Raw genomic sequence first — 15369 nt, forward strand, 5'->3', positions numbered from 1 at the left:
GAGGTGCTTTTGCGTTCCTGACGCTCAGTGCCCGATTAATTGAGGAGGACATGGATGAAGTCGTCAGCCAGCGACGAGCCGCGAGCACCCGGTCAGGCGCCGATCAAAACCCGCCGATTCGGTATCTCGCTGGTATGGATCGTGCCGATCGTGGCGGTGCTGGTGGGCATTTCGCTGGTGATTCACAACATCCTTCAGGAAGGTCCGACAATCACCGTCACCTTCAAGACCGGCGACGGCCTGACCGCCAACAAGACCGAAGTCAGGTACCGCAACGTAGTCATCGGCCATGTCTCCGATGTTGAACTGGCCAACGACCATAAACACGTCAACGCCACGATCAAACTCGCCAAGCAAGCCGAAGCCTTCACCCGCGAGGACTCGCAATTCTGGGTGGTACGTCCGCGCATCGGCGCCGGCGGGGTATCGGGCATCGACACACTGCTGTCGGGCGACTACATCGGTGCCGACATTGGCCAGGCCAATACCCGTACAAAAAACTTCAAGGGTCTGGAAAACCCGCCGCCGATCACCTACGGCGAACCGGGCAAGCGCTTCACCCTGCACACCGCCGACCTCGGCTCGCTGGACATCGGCTCCCCCGTCTATTACCGCAAGATCCCAGTCGGCCAAGTGGTGTCCTATGCCTTGGACCAGGACGGCAAAGGCGTCAACATCGAAGTGTTCGTGCATTCGCCGAACGATGCCTACGTCACCGAAAACACCCGCTTCTGGAACGCCAGCGGCATCGACATCAATGTCGGTGCCAACGGCTTTGCGGTGAAAACGGAATCGCTGTCGACCCTGCTGGTCGGCGGCATCGCTTTCCGCGCTCCGGATTACAGTCCCAACGATTCGCCAGCCAGTGAAGACAAGGGTTTCGAACTGTTCGCCGACCAGGCCACCGCCCTCGCCCCGCCAAACGGCAAGGCACAATATCTGGCGCTGCGCTTCGATCAAGCCTTGCGCGGCCTCAAGGTTGATGCGCCGGTAGAGTTCCTCGGGGTTGAAATCGGTCGGGTGGTGGCAGTCAATCTCGACTTCGACGAGGTCAAGCGCACCTTCCCGGTGAATGTCGGCATCGTCATCTATCCGCAGCGTCTGGGTCGCGCCCACGCGAAGATGCTCAAGGCTTACCATGGCGACGAAAATGACGAGGCCACCGGCGCGCGCCTGATCGGCACGTTCATCGAAAATGGCCTGCGCGCCCAGGCCCGCAATGGCAACCTGCTCACCGGTCAGTTGTATATTTCGCTGGATTTCTACCCCAAAGCGCCGAAAGTCGCGTTCGACCCCAAGGCACGGCCGGTCACCATTCCGACCGTCCCCGGCAGCCTTGAACAGTTGCAGGAAAAACTCGAGGCGATGGTCAACAAGATCAACGCGCTGCCGGTGGAGCGCATCGCCAGCAACCTCGACGGCAATCTGGTCGAGCTGCGCAAAGGCCTGAAGCAGTTCAACGCCAGGACTCTGCCGGGTGTACAGAGCACCCTCGCCGATGTCAGCAAGACGTTGCAGTCCGCCAATGCGACCCTCGCCGAGGATTCACCGCAACGCGAGCAACTCACCGAGACCCTCGACGAGCTCGGGCGCATGTCGCGCTCGTTGCGAGAGCTGTCGGATTACCTCGGTCGCCACCCTGAGTCGCTGATTCGCGGGCGTCCCGACAACGCCGCGCCGCTGGACCTCAAAGGACCGCCACGCAATTGAGCACAGGAGCTGCATCCATGGCTTTACCGTTGAAGATCACCGTGCTCGCTGCCTTCGTGCTGCTGACTGCGTGCCGTAGCGACCCGATCAGCTTTCACACACTGACTCCGGCGCAACCGGGTGCCAGCCGCAACGGCGCCGACATCGCCATCGAAAGCATCAGCGTGCCGCCACAGGTCGATCGCGCGCAGATCGTGATTCGCCAAGGCAACAGCGGCGTAGCGATTCTGGAAACCGATTGGTGGAGCGCCACCCTTGCTGATGAGTTGCGCGGCGCGCTGGTCGATCAATTGAGCAGCGGCGTCGGCCAGCAGCGTGCCTCCGTGCGTATCGACGTGCAGCGCTTCGATTCGATTCCCGGTCAGTACGCCTTGATCGACGTGAAATGGCGAGTGCGCCCATCAGGTGCGGCGGACGCGGCGCTGCTGAGCTGTCGCTCGGTCTTGCAGACACCTTCAGGGCCGAGCATCGACGAACTGGTGACTGCGCAACAGAACAACGTCAAACGCCTCGCTGCGCACATCGCGCAGGGTGCCAGCGGCTCGCGCTGCCCGCCGCAGACCTGACACCGTTTACAAATCGAAGCGATCCACCGCCCGCCGCCGCTCGTTGTCATCGCGCACATCGTAGTTGGCGGTCGTCTGGATATTGCTGTGATGCGCCAGTTTCTGCGCGATCGACAGGTCGTGCTCTTCGATCACCCGGGTGATGAATGAGCGACGGAAGTCATGGGGCATGATTTTCACCCCGACCTGCGTACCGCGCTGGCGGGCAATGTAGTAAATCGCGTGTTTGGTGATGCGCTCGCGGGTGATGTGGCTGCCCCGGCGAATACGGTTGAACAGAAACGCATCGTCGCTCTCGCCTTCCTTGAGCTGTGAGCGCCGCAGTTCCAGCCAGGCATCGAGCTTGGCAAAGGCCCAGGCCGGCGCGTACTTGATCAACTGTTTGTTGCCCTTGCCGGTCACCGTCAGGCTGCGTTCGTGAAAGTCGACCTGGCTCAGATCCAGATCCACCGATTCCGACTTGCGCATGCCGGTGCCGTACAGCAGCGCTATCACCGCCGCATCACGCAAGCCCTGCGGGCGAGGGTCGGCAGCGCAGACTTCCATCAGTTCATGAATCAGCGTGCGCTTGAGGTTGCGCCCCTGGGACAGCCGCGTGCCGGCTATGCCCTTGACCGAACGCATCTTCAACAGGTGATCCTGGCTGATCAGGCTCATGCGCCATGCTTCGTTCATCACCCCGCGTACGGCATTGACGTACAGCGACGAGGTGTTCGGTGCATAACCATCGGCACGCAAAGCGGCGACCAGCGCCACCACGTCTTCCGGTTGCAGGCCGTGCCAGGGGATCTCTTCGATATCGACGTCCTCGAAACCGAGGCGGTCAGCGGCATCTTGCAGCACATAGCGCATGGTCAACTGGCTGGAAGGTGCCAGTCGCGCCAGGTAAACGGCCAGCGGATTGCTGGTGGACGATGCAGGTTGGGTACTCGACAAATCACTCAAACGAAACGGCCTTGAAATAAAAAACGATTCAACAAAAACAATAAATGCATGAAATGAAACGCAAAAAAACGGCGTGACTCAATGACAGGGGTTGCCGCGAAAGGCCGACAACCTGCCGTTCGAGGCGGTAAAAGTCAATCGGGCATTCCCCGAACGGTCTGTTTGCTGCTTTATCACCGCAGTAGGCGAACTGAAACATCGCGCTCTTATGTTCAATGCAGGGACTGCGAACAGGAGTGCGGCATGAAGATCACGGTGTTTGGCAGTGGTTACGTCGGTCTGGTGCAAGCGGCGGTGCTGGCCGAGGTCGGTCACGACGTTGTGTGCATGGATGTCGACGCGCAGAAGATCGAGCAGTTACGCCAGGGTCACGTCAGTATTTTCGAGCCGGGACTGGCCAGCCTGGTGCGCGAGGGCCTGGACTCGCAGCGCCTGCAATTCACCACTGATGAGCGGCTTGCGGTGTTGCATGGGCGGGTGGCGTTCATTGCGGTGGGCACGCCGTCACGGGAGGACGGCTCGGCGGACCTGCGCTACGTGTTGTCGGTCGGCGACGCGATTGCCCGGCATCGCCAGCAGCCATTGATCGTGGTGGAAAAGTCCACGGTGCCGGTGGGCACGGGCGACGCTTTGCGCAGCCACATCGAAAAGGCCCTGATCAAGATTGGCCGCCTGCTGCAGTTCGATATTGTCTCCAACCCGGAATTTCTCAAGGAAGGTTCAGCGGTTGCTGATTGCCGGCGACCGGATCGCATCGTCATCGGTTGCGAAGGCGCTGAAGTGCGCGATGTGATGCGCGATCTGTACGCGCCGTTCAACCGCAACCATGACCGCATCCTGTTCATGGACCTGCGCAGCGCCGAGCTGACCAAATACGCCGCCAACTGCATGCTCGCGACCAAGATCAGCTTCATCAACCAGATCGCCGAACTCGCCGAGCACCTCGGCGCAGATATCGAATCAGTGCGCCAGGGCATCGGTGCCGATACGCGGATCGGCTATCACTTCATCTATCCGGGTTGCGGCTACGGCGGTTCGTGTTTTCCCAAAGACATGCGCGCCTTGATTCACAGTGCCGAGCAGGCACATTGCTCCAGTGATCTGCTGCAAGCGGTTGAGGCGATCAACCAGCGCCAGAAGCACAAGCTGTTTGAACGCATCAACGCGTTCTACCGTGGTGACTTGCGCGGCAGGACCTTTGCCCTATGGGGCTTGGCGTTCAAGCCCAACACCGACGACATACGCGACGCGCCGAGCCGGGTTCTGCTCGAAGACTTATGGGCTGCCGGTGCCAATGTTCGTGCGTTTGATCCGGAGGCCATGGTGGAAACCCAGAATCTTTATCCAAACGAATCAAAACTGATGCTGATGGGCACGCCGGAATCGGTACTGGCCGGCGCCGATGCGTTGATCATCTGTACCGAATGGCAACAGTTCAAGGCCCCGGATTTCGAGCTGATCAAACAGCGCCTCAATAGCCCGGTGATCTTTGACGGCCGCAACTTGTACGACGCCGAGCGTCTGGCGCGTAATGGTTTCCAGTATTTCCCGATGGGGCGCGGTGAATCGTGCAAGTTGCCGATCACCTTGCGGCAGTGGCCGGCGGCTTCGGATGTGGCTTGAACTGGCCCGCCGGTGGCCAGTGATGGCTCTGGACTGCACACAGACCGTGTGGGAGCTGGCTTGCCAGCGATGACGGAATACCAGCCGATTCAAATGTTGCCTGACACACCGCAATCGCTGGCAAGCCAGCTCCCACAGGGACAATGTGCATGGGGCGATGGAGCTTGACCGGTGGCGGCAGCCCAGAGAGGATGGCGTTCGCCCAGGCTTCCCGAATAAGGACATTCCCCTTCCGTGACCATGTATTCGCCGTTCATTCGCCGGTTGATGATCAGCTCGCTGACCGTGGTCATCAGCCGCGCCCTGGTCAGTCCGTTGCTGACGCTGTTCCTCAGCAACAAGCTTGGCCTCGATCCACAGGATGTCGGCTTGCTGCTCGGCATCGCCGTATTCAGCGCTACATTGCTGTCGCTGTACGGTGGCTACATCATCGACAAGTTGGACAAGCGCCAGTTGCTGATTGTGGCCATGCTCTCCAGCGGTATCGGCCTGATCCTGCTGACCTTCGCGCAGAACCTGTATCTGGTCACCCTGGTGCTGATCATCAGCGAAACCGCGTCGGCGCTGTTTCTCATCGGCTCCAAGGCGATCCTCAGTGAAAACCTGCCGGTGGGCCAGCGGGTCAAGGCGTTTTCCCTCAATTACACGCTGACCAATATCGGCTACGCCGTCGGCCCGATGATTGGCGTGGTGATTGCCGGGGTGCAGCCGTCCGCGCCGTTCATCGTTGCCGGTGCGATCGCCATTGGCAGTATTTTCCTGCTGCTCGGCGCGGCCAGGGATGCCAGTCCGATAACTTCCGGCAGTGCGCCGCAAAGTTTCCTCAACACGCTGATGATCCTGAAAAACGACCGCACCATGGTGCTGTTCACCCTCGGTTGCCTGCTCAGCACATTGGTGCACGGGCGCTTTACGCTGTACCTGTCGCAATACCTGCTGGTCACCCACACCCAGCAACAGACGCTCGACACCATGGCCGCCCTGCTCGCCTGCAACGCAATCACGGTGATCCTGCTGCAGTATCAGGTTGGTCGCTGGCTCAGTCGCGAACACCTGCGTCACTGGATCGCCGGCGGCACTGCGCTGTTCATCGTCGGGTTGATTGGCTTCAGTGTGGCGGACAGCCTGCTCGGCTGGTGCTTGGCGATGTTCATCTTCACCCTGGGCGAGATGATCATCTACCCCGCCGACTTCCTCTTCGTCGACACTCTCGCCCCGGAGACATTGCGCGGCAGTTACTACGGCGCGCAGAACCTGTCAGCGCTTGGCGGCGCAGCCAGCCCGGTAATGTGCGGGTTTCTATTGATGCACACGCCGGCGCCGAGCATGTTCTACGCCCTCAGCGGTTTGGCGGCGCTGGGCGGTTATCTGTGCTTCGTCAGCGCCTGGCGCACCGCTTCAATGCAAAAATAGTGCACTAAAACTGCATTTATATGAATTTGTCAGCATCGACTTTGAGCGGCAAACTACGCGCGTTCCTCCCCCAATGTTGGAACGCTTCTAGGGCTTTCCGGATATGCCGGACAAGTCCTTTTTTTTGCCCCGGATTTTGTAAAGGATCAGTTCTACATGCTTGCTCGCTGGTTGCCCGCTGCCATCAACACCCGCCCTACTGAATGGAGCCGTGCCGCGATCGGCATGGCCCTGGGCACGCTGTTCAGTGTGTGGCTGTGTGCGCAGGTGTTCGGCCATGACGTTGCCTTTCACCTGGTCGGCCCGCTCGGCGCTTCGGCGGTGCTGCTGTTCGCCGTGTCCTCGGGCGCCCTCGCCCAGCCTTGGTCGATTCTTGGCGGCTACCTGTGTGCTGGCGTGGTCGCCTTGCTGGTCGCCCATGTGCTTGGCCGTACGCTGGGCAGCGCCTGTCTTGCTGCCGGCATGGCGGTGATTCTCATGTGCTGGCTGCGTTGCCTGCACCCACCGGCCGGCGCCTTGGCGTTGACGCTGGTGCTGGCCGACCCGGCAACCATCGCCATGGACTGGAAAGCCATGGAGCCGGTCATGCTCGGCGCGCTGTGCATGCTCATTAGTGCGCTGGCCTATAACAACCTGACCCGCATCCGCTATCCGAAACGCGCTGCCGACCCGGCACCGCCAGTGGTCCCGGTCGACCGCCAGGCTATTACCGCCGAAGACCTGAAACTGGCGCTGGCCGACATGGAAGCCTTCATCGACGTCACCCCCGAAGACCTCGAACGTCTGATCCACGCCAGCGAATTGCACGCCAAGCGCCGCAGCATCAGCGAAACCTTTCGATAGCCACGCAATTTCGAGGCATGTAAAAACGCAGATTCCCCCTGCACATATCCCCGTTGTACACGACAAATTTGCACTGTTACGATCCGCTAACGCCCGCGCGCGGGCTTTTCGAATAAAGACAATAAAAAGCAGGGAGTTACAGATGACAGCTCAGGCTTCATCCCGGCGGACCCCGTCCATGGATGCCATGCAAAACGACGTGCTGGCCGAGGTGCGCAACCATATCGGCCACCTGACCCTCAACCGCCCTGCGGGCCTCAATGCAATCACCCTCGACATGGTGCGTCTGCTGCAACAGCAGCTTGATGCCTGGGCGTCTGACGCCGATGTGCACGCCGTGGTATTGCGCGGTGCCGGCGAAAAGGCTTTCTGCGCCGGCGGCGATATTCGTTCGCTGTACGACAGCTACAAGAGCGGCGACACGCTGCACGAAGATTTCTTCGTCGAGGAATACGCCCTCGACCTGACGATTCATCACTACCGCAAACCGGTGCTGGCCCTGATGGACGGATTCGTTCTTGGCGGCGGCATGGGCCTGGTGCAAGGCGCCGATCTGCGTGTGGTCACCGAAAAGAGCCGTCTGGCGATGCCGGAAGTGGCCATCGGTTATTTCCCCGACGTCGGCGGCAGTTATTTCCTGCCACGCATTCCCGGTGAACTGGGGATTTATCTGGGCGTCAGCGGCGTGCAGATTCGCGCCGCCGATGCGCTGTACTGCGGCCTCGCCGACTGGTATCTGGACAGCAGCAAACAGGCCCTGCTCGACGAAAAACTCGATCAGATGGAGTGGCAGGACACGCCGCTGAAGTCGCTGCAGAACCTGCTGGCCAAGCACGCCGTGCAAACTCTGCCGGACGCACCACTCGAGGCGCTGCGCCCGGCCATCGACCACTTTTTCGCCCTGCCTGACGTGCCAAGCATGATCGAGCAATTGCGCGCCGTCACTGTCGCCGACAGCCACGAATGGGCAGTCAGCACGGCGGATCTGCTGGAAACCCGCTCGCCGCTGGCCATGGCCGTGACCCTGGAAATGCTCCGTCGCGGCAGACATTTGAGTCTGGAGAACTGCTTTGCTCTGGAGCTGCATCTGGACCGCCAGTGGTTTGCCCGTGGCGACCTGATCGAAGGCGTGCGCGCCCTGTTGATCGACAAGGACAAGTCACCGCGCTGGAACCCGCCTACCGTTGCCGAGCTGGACGCTGCGCAGGTGGCGAGTTTCTTCCATGGTTTTGATGAGAGCGGGAGCTGAGTCATGCACGATCTCGAACTGACTGAAGAACAAGTGATGATCCGCGACATGGCCCGGGATTTTGCCCGTGGCGAAATCGCGCCCCACGCCCAGGCTTGGGAAAAGGCCGGCTGGATCGACGACGCCTTGGTGGCGAAGATGGGCGAGTTGGGCTTGCTCGGCATGGTCGTGCCTGAGGAATGGGGTGGCACCTACGTCGATTACGTCGCCTACGCGCTGGCCGTCGAGGAAATCTCTGCCGGTGACGGCGCGACCGGCGCGTTCATGAGCATCCACAACTCGGTCGGCTGCGGCCCGGTGCTCAACTACGGCAGCGACGAACAGAAACAAACCTGGCTGGCCGATCTGGCCAGTGGGCAGACCATCGGTTGCTTCTGCCTGACCGAGCCCCAGGCCGGTTCCGAAGCGCACAACCTGCGCACCCGCGCCGAACTGCGCGACGGCCAATGGGTGATCAACGGTGCCAAGCAATTCGTCAGCAATGGCAAACGGGCGAAACTGGCGATCGTCTTCGCCGTGACCGACCCGGAGCTGGGCAAGAAAGGCCTGTCGGCGTTTCTGGTGCCGACCGACACGCCGGGTTTCCTCGTCGATCGCACCGAACACAAAATGGGCATCCGCGCCTCCGATACCTGCGCGGTGACATTGAACAACTGCAGCATCCCCGAGGCCAACCTGCTCGGCGAGCGTGGCAAAGGCCTGGCGATTGCCCTGTCCAACCTTGAAGGCGGACGCATTGGTATCGCGGCGCAAGCGTTGGGCATCGCCCGGGCAGCGTTTGAAGCGGCGCTGGCCTACTCGAAAGACCGGGTGCAATTCGACAAGCCGATCATCGAGCACCAGAGCATTGCCAATCTGCTGGCTGACATGCACATGCAAATCAACGCCGCGCGGTTGCTGATCCTCCATGCAGCACGGTTGAGAACGGCGGGCAAACCATGCTTGTCCGAGGCTTCGCAGGCCAAGCTGTTCGCTTCGGAAATGGCCGAGAAGGTCTGTTCGTCGGCGATCCAGATTCATGGCGGCTATGGCTATCTGGAAGATTACCCGGTCGAGAAGTACTACCGCGACGCGCGGATTACCCAGATCTATGAAGGGTCGAGCGAGATACAGCGGATGGTGATTGCGCGGGATTTGAAGAACTATCAGTTGTAAAAGCTTCGCGAGCAGGCTCGCTCCCACATGGGACGGTGGACATCCCTAGTGGGAGCGAGCCTGCTCGCGAAAGCGTCAGCTTAGGCACCGCATCTATTTGCCTTGGAATGCAGCCTCACGCTTGGCAATAAACGCCGCCATCCCTTCCTTCTGATCCTGCGTCGCAAACGCGGCATGGAACACCCGCCGCTCGAAACGCACACCCTCGGTCAGGTTGACCTCGAACGCGCGGTTGACGCTCTCCTTGATCATCATCGCAATCGGCAGTGACTTGCCGGCGATCACCGCTGCGACTTTCAGCGCCTCATCAAGCAGCTCATCGCTCGGCACGATTCGGGCGACGATGCCGCAGCGCTCGGCTTCTACCGCGTCGATCATGCGTCCGCTCAGGCACATTTCCATGGCTTTGGCTTTGCCCACGGCGCGGGTCAGGCGCTGGGTGCCGCCCATGCCCGGCAGCACGCCGAGGTTGATTTCCGGCTGGCCGAATCTGGCGTTGTCGCCAGCCAGAATGAAGTCGCACATCAGCGCCAGTTCACAGCCGCCGCCGAGGGCAAAACCATTGACCGCGGCGATGATCGGCTTGCGCCGGTTGGCCACGCGATCGCTGTCGCTGAACAGATCGTCCATGTAGATCTGCGGATAGGTCAGCTCAGCCATTTCCTTGATGTCGGCGCCAGCGGCGAAAGCTTTTTTCGAACCGGTGAGGACGATGCAGCCAATGTGCGCATCGGCTTCCAGCGTATCGAGCGCGTGGTTCACTTCGCTGACCAGTTGCGCGTTCAACGCGTTCAGTGCCTGCGGCCGATTGAGGGTGATCAGGCCGACGCGGTCGCGGGTTTCCAGCAGAATCGTTTCGTAAGTCATGAATAAAATTCCTTGTCAGAGATTGCGCGAAATGACCATGCGCTGAATGTCGCTGGTGCCTTCGTAGATCTGGCAGACGCGCACGTCGCGGTAGATGCGTTCCAGCGTGAAGTCGTTGAGGTAACCGTAACCGCCGAGGGTTTGCAAGGCCATGGAACAGACCTTCTCGGCCATTTCCGAAGCGAACAGCTTGGCCATCGACGCCTCAACCAGCGCCGGTTGGCCGCTGTCGCGCAAGGCTGCGGCGTAATGCACCATTTGCCGGGCAACGGCAATTTGCGTGGCCATGTCCGCCAGGCGGAACGCCACGGCCTGATGCTCGATGATCGGCTTGCCGAAGGTGTCACGCTCACGGGCATAGTCGCGGGCAGCTTCGAACGCAGCGCGGGCCATGCCGACAGCTTGCGAGGCGATACCGACGCGGCCGCCTTCGAGGTTGGCCAAGGCGATCTTGTAGCCTTCGCCCTCCTCGCCAAGGCGGTTGGCGACCGGCACTTTCACATCTTCAAAAAGAATCTGGCAGGTGTCGGACGCGTGCTGGCCGAGTTTGTCTTCGACCCGCGCGACTTTGTAGCCTGGGGAGTCGGTCGGCACGATAAACGCGCTGATCCCGCGTTTGCCGGCGCTCGGGTCGGTCACGGCGAACACGATCACGATGCCGGCGTTCTGCCCGGAGGTGATGAACTGTTTGCAGCCGTTGAGCACGTAGTGATCGCCGTCCAGCCGCGCGCGGGTTTTCAGGCTGCTGGCATCGGAACCGGCCTGCGGTTCGGTCAGCGCGAAGGCGCCGAGCATGGCGCCGCTGGCCAATGGTTTGAGGAAGCGCTCGCGCTGGTCGTCATTGCCGAACTTGAGAATCGGCACGCAGCCGACCGAGTTGTGCACGCTCATGATCGTCGAGCACGCACCGTCGCCGGCGGCGATTTCTTCCAGGGCCATGGCGTAGGCCAGGTAGCCAGTTTCACAGCCGCCCCACTGCTCCGGCACGAGCATGCCGAAAAAGCCCAGCTCGGCCATCTCGGCGATGGCTTCCTTGGGGAAACGGTGTTCGCGATCCCACTCAGCGGCGAACGGCTTGAGCCGTTCCTCGGCAAACTGCCGGGCCATGTCGCGGATCTGGGTCTGGTCTTCGTTGGGGATCATGGTGATTCCTTAATTCTTCCAAACAACCACATAACCTGTGGGAGCTGGCTTGCCAGCGATGAGGCCGTCACATCCAACATTGATGGTGACTGATCCATTGCCATCGCGGGCAAGCCCGCTCCCACAAGGTCAACTGTCAACCTCAATAGACGCATTCCACAGCCATGGCCGTAGCTTCGCCGCCGCCAATGCAGATCGCTGCAATGCCGCGCTTGAGCTGTTTCTGCCGCAGCGCCGCGAGCAACGTCACCAGGATCCGCGCCCCCGATGCGCCGATCGGATGGCCCAGCGCGCAGGCGCCGCCGTGCACGTTGAGCTTGTCGTGGGGAATCTCCAGGTGCGTCATCGCCGCCATGCCGACCACGGCGAACGCTTCGTTCACTTCAAACAGATCCACCTGATCCAGCGTCCAACCGGTCTTCTTCACCAGTTTCTTTATCGCTCCAATCGGTGCGGTGGGAAACAGGCCAGGGGTATCAGCGAACGCAGCGTGGCCATGAATCACCGCCAGTGGCTTGAGGCCCAGTTGCTGCGCGTGGGACTGGCGCATCAGCACCAACGCCGCCGCGCCGTCGGAAATCGAGCTGGAGTTGGCCGCGGTGACCGTGCCACCGTCGCGGAACGCCGGTTTCAGCGAGGCAACCTTGTCGAGTTTGGCTTTTGGCGGCTGCTCATCGTTGCTGATCACTACCTGCTCTTTGCCGACGGTCACCGTCAGCGGGACGATTTCGTCCTTGAAGCTGCCGTCCTTGATCGCCTGTTGCGCGCGGGTGGTCGAGGTAATGGCGAAAGCGTCCTGCGCCTCGCGGCTGAAGCCGTTGGTCTCGGCGCAATCCTCAGCGAAGGTGCCCATCAGGCGGCCCTTGTCATAGGCGTCTTCGAGGCCGTCGAGGAACATCGAATCGAGCACGCGGCCATGGCCCATGCGATAGCCGGCGCGGGCGCGGTCGAGCAGGTACGGCGAGTTGGACATGCTTTCCATGCCGCCAGCGATCACCACGTCGGCACTGCCGGCAAGCAGCATGTCGTGGGCCATGATGGTGGTCTGCATGCCCGAGCCGCACATCTTGTTGACCGTGGTGCAGCGCGTCGATTTATCCAGCCCGGCACCCAGCGCAGCCTGACGTGCCGGCGCCTGGCCGAGGCCGGCGGGCAGTACGCAACCAAACAGCACTTCATCAACCGCATCACTGGCGACACCGGCGCGTTCGACCGCAGCCTGGATTGCCGCCGCGCCGAGTTGCGGTGCGGTAAGGCTTTTCAACTCGCCCTGAAAACCGCCCATCGGTGTGCGGACAGCGCTGACGATAACAATCGGATCGTTGGACATAGTCATGACTAATCCTCCTTACTTGGCGGCCATGCGCAAGGCGCCGTCGAGACGGATCACCTCGCCATTGAGCATGCTGTTTTCGATGATGTGGCGCACCAGCGCGGCATATTCGGCAGGCTTGCCCAGACGCGGCGGGAATGGCACACCCGAGGCCAGCGAATCGCGCACTTCCGGGGTCATGCCGGCCATCATCGGCGTTTCGAAAATGCCCGGTGCGATGGTCATCACGCGGATGCCGAAGCGCGCCAGTTCGCGGGCGGCCGGCAGGGTCAGGCTGGCGATTGCGCCTTTCGAAGCCGAGTACGCGGCCTGGCCAATCTGACCATCAAACGCTGCTACCGAGGCGGTGTTGATGATCACGCCACGCTCGCCGTCAGCATTGGCTTCGCTCTCGGCGATCGCCGCAGCGGCCAGGCGCAGCATGTTGAAACTGCCGATCAGGTTGACGTTGATCACTTGCGCGAAACTGCTCAGGGCGTGCGGGCCGTTCTTGCCGAGGATTTTTTCGCCACGGACGATGCCGGCGCAATTGACCAGGCCATTGACGCTGCCAAACGCGGCAACGGTCGCCTGCACAGCGGCTTCGGCGGCGGCTTCATTGCTGATGTCGGCAACTACACTTTGCGCACCCAGGCGCTGAGCCTGAGCGGCGACGGCTTCGGCGTTCATGTCGACCAGCATGACTTTGGCGCCCGCACTGACCAGCAATTCAGCGCTGGCGGCACCGAGGCCTGACGCGCCGCCGGTGACGATAAAAACCTTGTTCTCGATCTGCATGACGGTGTTTCCTTGGATTCAAGCTGAAACGTTGTGCGCCGCGGCCTCTTGAGCCTTGGCGATTTCCTGGTTGCGCAAGATAAAGCGCTGCAATTTGCCACTCGGGGTTTTGGGCAATTCGCTGACAAATTCGATTTCACGCGGGTACGAATGCGCGGCCAGACGCTTGCGTACGTGTTGGCGCAGTTCTTCGGCCAGCTCCGGCGCGGCGCGGTACTGCGCGCTCAGCACGACAAAGGCTTTGACCAGTTCGGTGCGCTCGGGGTCGGGCTTGCCGACGACCGCCGCTTCGATCACGGCCGGGTGTTCGATCAGGGCACTTTCCACGTCGAACGGGCCGACGCGGTAGCCCGAAGTAGTGATCACATCATCACTGCGGCCGACGAAGCTGATGCTGCCGTCCGGGTTCCACTCCACGGTGTCGCCGCTTAGATAGTAGTTGCCGACGAAGGCCTTGGTCGGCGCGCCTTCGTAGCCACCGAACCAGCACATCGGCGACTGCGGGCGGTCGATGGCGAGAATGCCGGGTTGACCGACGCCGAGTTCGTTGTACTGCTCATCGAGCACGACGATGCGATGGCCCGGCGAAGCAAAACCAGCGGCGCCGATATGCACGGGGTGCTCAAGGCCGTGGTGGTTGCACAGCACCATGCCCAGTTCGGTCTGGCCGTAATGGTCGTGGATGACCACGTCGAGGTTGTCGGCGAACCAGCGGATCACTTCCGGGTTCAGCGGTTCACCGGCGCTGCTGACGATGCGCAGTTTGCCCTTGATCGATCTGGCAAACTCCTCGCCACCGGCAATCAGCAAACGATAGGCAGTGGGCGAGCCGGTGAGATTGGTAATGCCGTATTTGTTGATCACCCGACAGGTGCTTTCGAGGGTGAACGGGCCATCGTAGAAGGTAATCGGGTGGCCCAGCGCCAACGGCCCGGTGACGCCGAAATAAATGCCGTAGGCCCAGCCCGGATCGGCGACATTCCAGAACGCGTCTTCAGGGCGCAGGTCCACCGCATCACGGGTGTAGCTCTGGAAGGCGACGATGGCTTTGAGCGGCACTGACAGCGCTTTCGCAGGGCCCGTGGTGCCCGAGGTGAACATCAGCAGAAACGGGTCTTCGCCGGTCAGTAACACCGGTTCGCAAACATTGGAATAGTTGGCCAGCTCAGCCCAGAAACTGAAATCACCGCGAACGATGCCCTGCCCTTTGGCACCGCACACGGTGACGATGGTCGGGCATGCGCTGACTTCACTGAGCTTGGGGCGATTGACCGCATCGGTCACCACGACTTTCGCCCCGGAACTGTTCAGGCGATGTTCAAGAGCTTTCGGCCCGAATGCGGTGAATAGCGGCTGATACACCGCGCCGATGCGCCAGGTGGCGAGCACAGTGATGAGTAATTCGACGTTGCGCGGCAGCAGGCCGGCGACTTTATCGCCCTTCTGCACGCCCTGGGCGAGGAGGAAATTGGCGAAACGCGCGGCTTTGTCTTGCAGATCAGTGAAGGTGTAAGTCGCACTTGAGCCGTCGCGACCTTCCCAGAACAACGCAATGCGCCCGGGCAAGGCATGGCGGTCGCAACATTCCACGCAGGCGTTGAGCGCAGCGAGCGTGCCGCTGAGCGATGCATCGACGGTGTGCTGATAGTTGAACTGTTCGGTGGCAGACAAGTAATCGCGCATTGCCAGAATCCCTCGGTGTTTTTATTAGGCTGGGAACCGTAAACAACACAGGGATAGTCGCG

General features: G+C 61.2%; 13 protein-coding genes. 7 read left to right on the forward strand and 6 right to left on the reverse strand.

Going from position 1 to position 15369, the window contains the following annotated elements; all coding sequences use genetic code 11:
* Nucleotides 1–54: 54 nt before the first annotated feature.
* Nucleotides 55–1710 carry a PqiB family protein gene (locus tag BXA01_RS02070; protein WP_076562943.1) on the forward strand — a complete coding sequence of 552 codons (1656 nt, stop codon included), beginning with the start codon at nt 55–57 and terminating at the stop codon, nt 1708–1710.
* Nucleotides 1711–1727: 17 nt separating this feature from the next.
* Nucleotides 1728–2276 carry a PqiC family protein gene (locus BXA01_RS02075; RefSeq protein ID WP_076562945.1) on the forward strand — a complete coding sequence of 183 codons (549 nt, stop codon included), beginning with the start codon at nt 1728–1730 and terminating at the stop codon, nt 2274–2276.
* 6 nt (nt 2277–2282) lie between these two features.
* Here the strand turns inward: BXA01_RS02075 and BXA01_RS02080 are convergent, their stop codons facing one another.
* Nucleotides 2283–3221 (reverse strand): site-specific integrase, encoded by a 939-nt coding sequence (locus BXA01_RS02080; protein WP_442961863.1) that lies wholly within the window; start codon nt 3219–3221, stop codon nt 2283–2285.
* Nucleotides 3222–3464: 243 nt separating this feature from the next.
* Between BXA01_RS02080 and BXA01_RS02085 the strand changes: the two genes are divergently transcribed.
* From BXA01_RS02085 to BXA01_RS02105, 5 genes are all read left to right on the forward strand, one after another.
* A complete protein-coding gene (locus BXA01_RS02085; protein WP_076562947.1) occupies nt 3465–4844 on the forward strand; it encodes a UDP-glucose dehydrogenase family protein in 1380 nt (459 codons plus the stop codon).
* A gap of 234 nt (nt 4845–5078) precedes the next feature.
* Nucleotides 5079–6257, forward strand: coding sequence for an MFS transporter (locus BXA01_RS02090; protein ID WP_442961865.1), 1179 nt, complete (start codon nt 5079–5081; stop codon nt 6255–6257).
* Nucleotides 6258–6413: 156 nt separating this feature from the next.
* Complete coding sequence (locus BXA01_RS02095) at nt 6414–7100, forward strand: HPP family protein (protein ID WP_076562951.1); 687 nt, start codon at nt 6414–6416, stop codon at nt 7098–7100.
* A 142-nt stretch (nt 7101–7242) separates the two neighbouring features.
* Nucleotides 7243–8349 (forward strand): enoyl-CoA hydratase/isomerase family protein, encoded by a 1107-nt coding sequence (locus BXA01_RS02100; protein WP_076562953.1) that lies wholly within the window; start codon nt 7243–7245, stop codon nt 8347–8349.
* Between the two features lie 3 nt (nt 8350–8352).
* The gene (locus tag BXA01_RS02105) at nt 8353–9504 is read left to right on the forward strand and encodes an acyl-CoA dehydrogenase family protein (protein WP_076562955.1); all 1152 of its coding nucleotides are present in this window, start codon (nt 8353–8355) and stop codon (nt 9502–9504) included.
* A 93-nt stretch (nt 9505–9597) separates the two neighbouring features.
* Here the strand turns inward: BXA01_RS02105 and BXA01_RS02110 are convergent, their stop codons facing one another.
* The 5 genes from BXA01_RS02110 to BXA01_RS02130 all read right to left on the reverse strand — a co-directional run bounded on the left by BXA01_RS02110 (nt 9598) and on the right by BXA01_RS02130 (nt 15307).
* A complete protein-coding gene (locus BXA01_RS02110) occupies nt 9598–10371 on the reverse strand; it encodes an enoyl-CoA hydratase (RefSeq protein ID WP_024012950.1) in 774 nt (257 codons plus the stop codon).
* Nucleotides 10372–10386: 15 nt separating this feature from the next.
* A complete protein-coding gene (locus BXA01_RS02115) occupies nt 10387–11514 on the reverse strand; it encodes an acyl-CoA dehydrogenase (RefSeq protein WP_076562957.1) in 1128 nt (375 codons plus the stop codon).
* Nucleotides 11515–11656: 142 nt separating this feature from the next.
* Nucleotides 11657–12850: an acetyl-CoA C-acyltransferase gene (locus tag BXA01_RS02120; RefSeq protein WP_076562959.1), complete on the reverse strand. Its 1194-nt coding sequence runs from the start codon at nt 12848–12850 to the stop codon at nt 11657–11659.
* A gap of 12 nt (nt 12851–12862) precedes the next feature.
* Nucleotides 12863–13624 (reverse strand): SDR family NAD(P)-dependent oxidoreductase, encoded by a 762-nt coding sequence (locus BXA01_RS02125; RefSeq protein WP_076562961.1) that lies wholly within the window; start codon nt 13622–13624, stop codon nt 12863–12865.
* Nucleotides 13625–13642: 18 nt separating this feature from the next.
* Complete coding sequence (locus tag BXA01_RS02130; RefSeq protein WP_076562963.1) at nt 13643–15307, reverse strand: AMP-binding protein; 1665 nt, start codon at nt 15305–15307, stop codon at nt 13643–13645.
* Nucleotides 15308–15369 lie beyond the last annotated feature (62 nt).

Origin of the sequence: Pseudomonas sp. B10 (genome assembly GCF_900156235.1) — a bacterium.
Taxonomy (GTDB): Bacteria; Pseudomonadota; Gammaproteobacteria; order Pseudomonadales; family Pseudomonadaceae; genus Aquipseudomonas; species Aquipseudomonas siliginis.

Coding starts and splice junctions, on each gene's coding strand:
- BXA01_RS02070 (WP_076562943.1), top strand. CDS start 55: ATGAAGTCGTCAGCCAGCGACGAGCCGCGAGCACCCGGTCAGGCGCCG.
- BXA01_RS02075 (WP_076562945.1), top strand. CDS start 1,728: ATGGCTTTACCGTTGAAGATCACCGTGCTCGCTGCCTTCGTGCTGCTG.
- BXA01_RS02085 (WP_076562947.1), top strand. CDS start 3,465: ATGAAGATCACGGTGTTTGGCAGTGGTTACGTCGGTCTGGTGCAAGCG.
- BXA01_RS02095 (WP_076562951.1), top strand. CDS start 6,414: ATGCTTGCTCGCTGGTTGCCCGCTGCCATCAACACCCGCCCTACTGAA.
- BXA01_RS02100 (WP_076562953.1), top strand. CDS start 7,243: ATGACAGCTCAGGCTTCATCCCGGCGGACCCCGTCCATGGATGCCATG.
- BXA01_RS02105 (WP_076562955.1), top strand. CDS start 8,353: ATGCACGATCTCGAACTGACTGAAGAACAAGTGATGATCCGCGACATG.
- BXA01_RS02110 (WP_024012950.1), bottom strand. CDS start 10,371: ATGACTTACGAAACGATTCTGCTGGAAACCCGCGACCGCGTCGGCCTG.
- BXA01_RS02115 (WP_076562957.1), bottom strand. CDS start 11,514: ATGATCCCCAACGAAGACCAGACCCAGATCCGCGACATGGCCCGGCAG.
- BXA01_RS02120 (WP_076562959.1), bottom strand. CDS start 12,850: ATGACTATGTCCAACGATCCGATTGTTATCGTCAGCGCTGTCCGCACA.
- BXA01_RS02125 (WP_076562961.1), bottom strand. CDS start 13,624: ATGCAGATCGAGAACAAGGTTTTTATCGTCACCGGCGGCGCGTCAGGC.
- BXA01_RS02130 (WP_076562963.1), bottom strand. CDS start 15,307: ATGCGCGATTACTTGTCTGCCACCGAACAGTTCAACTATCAGCACACC.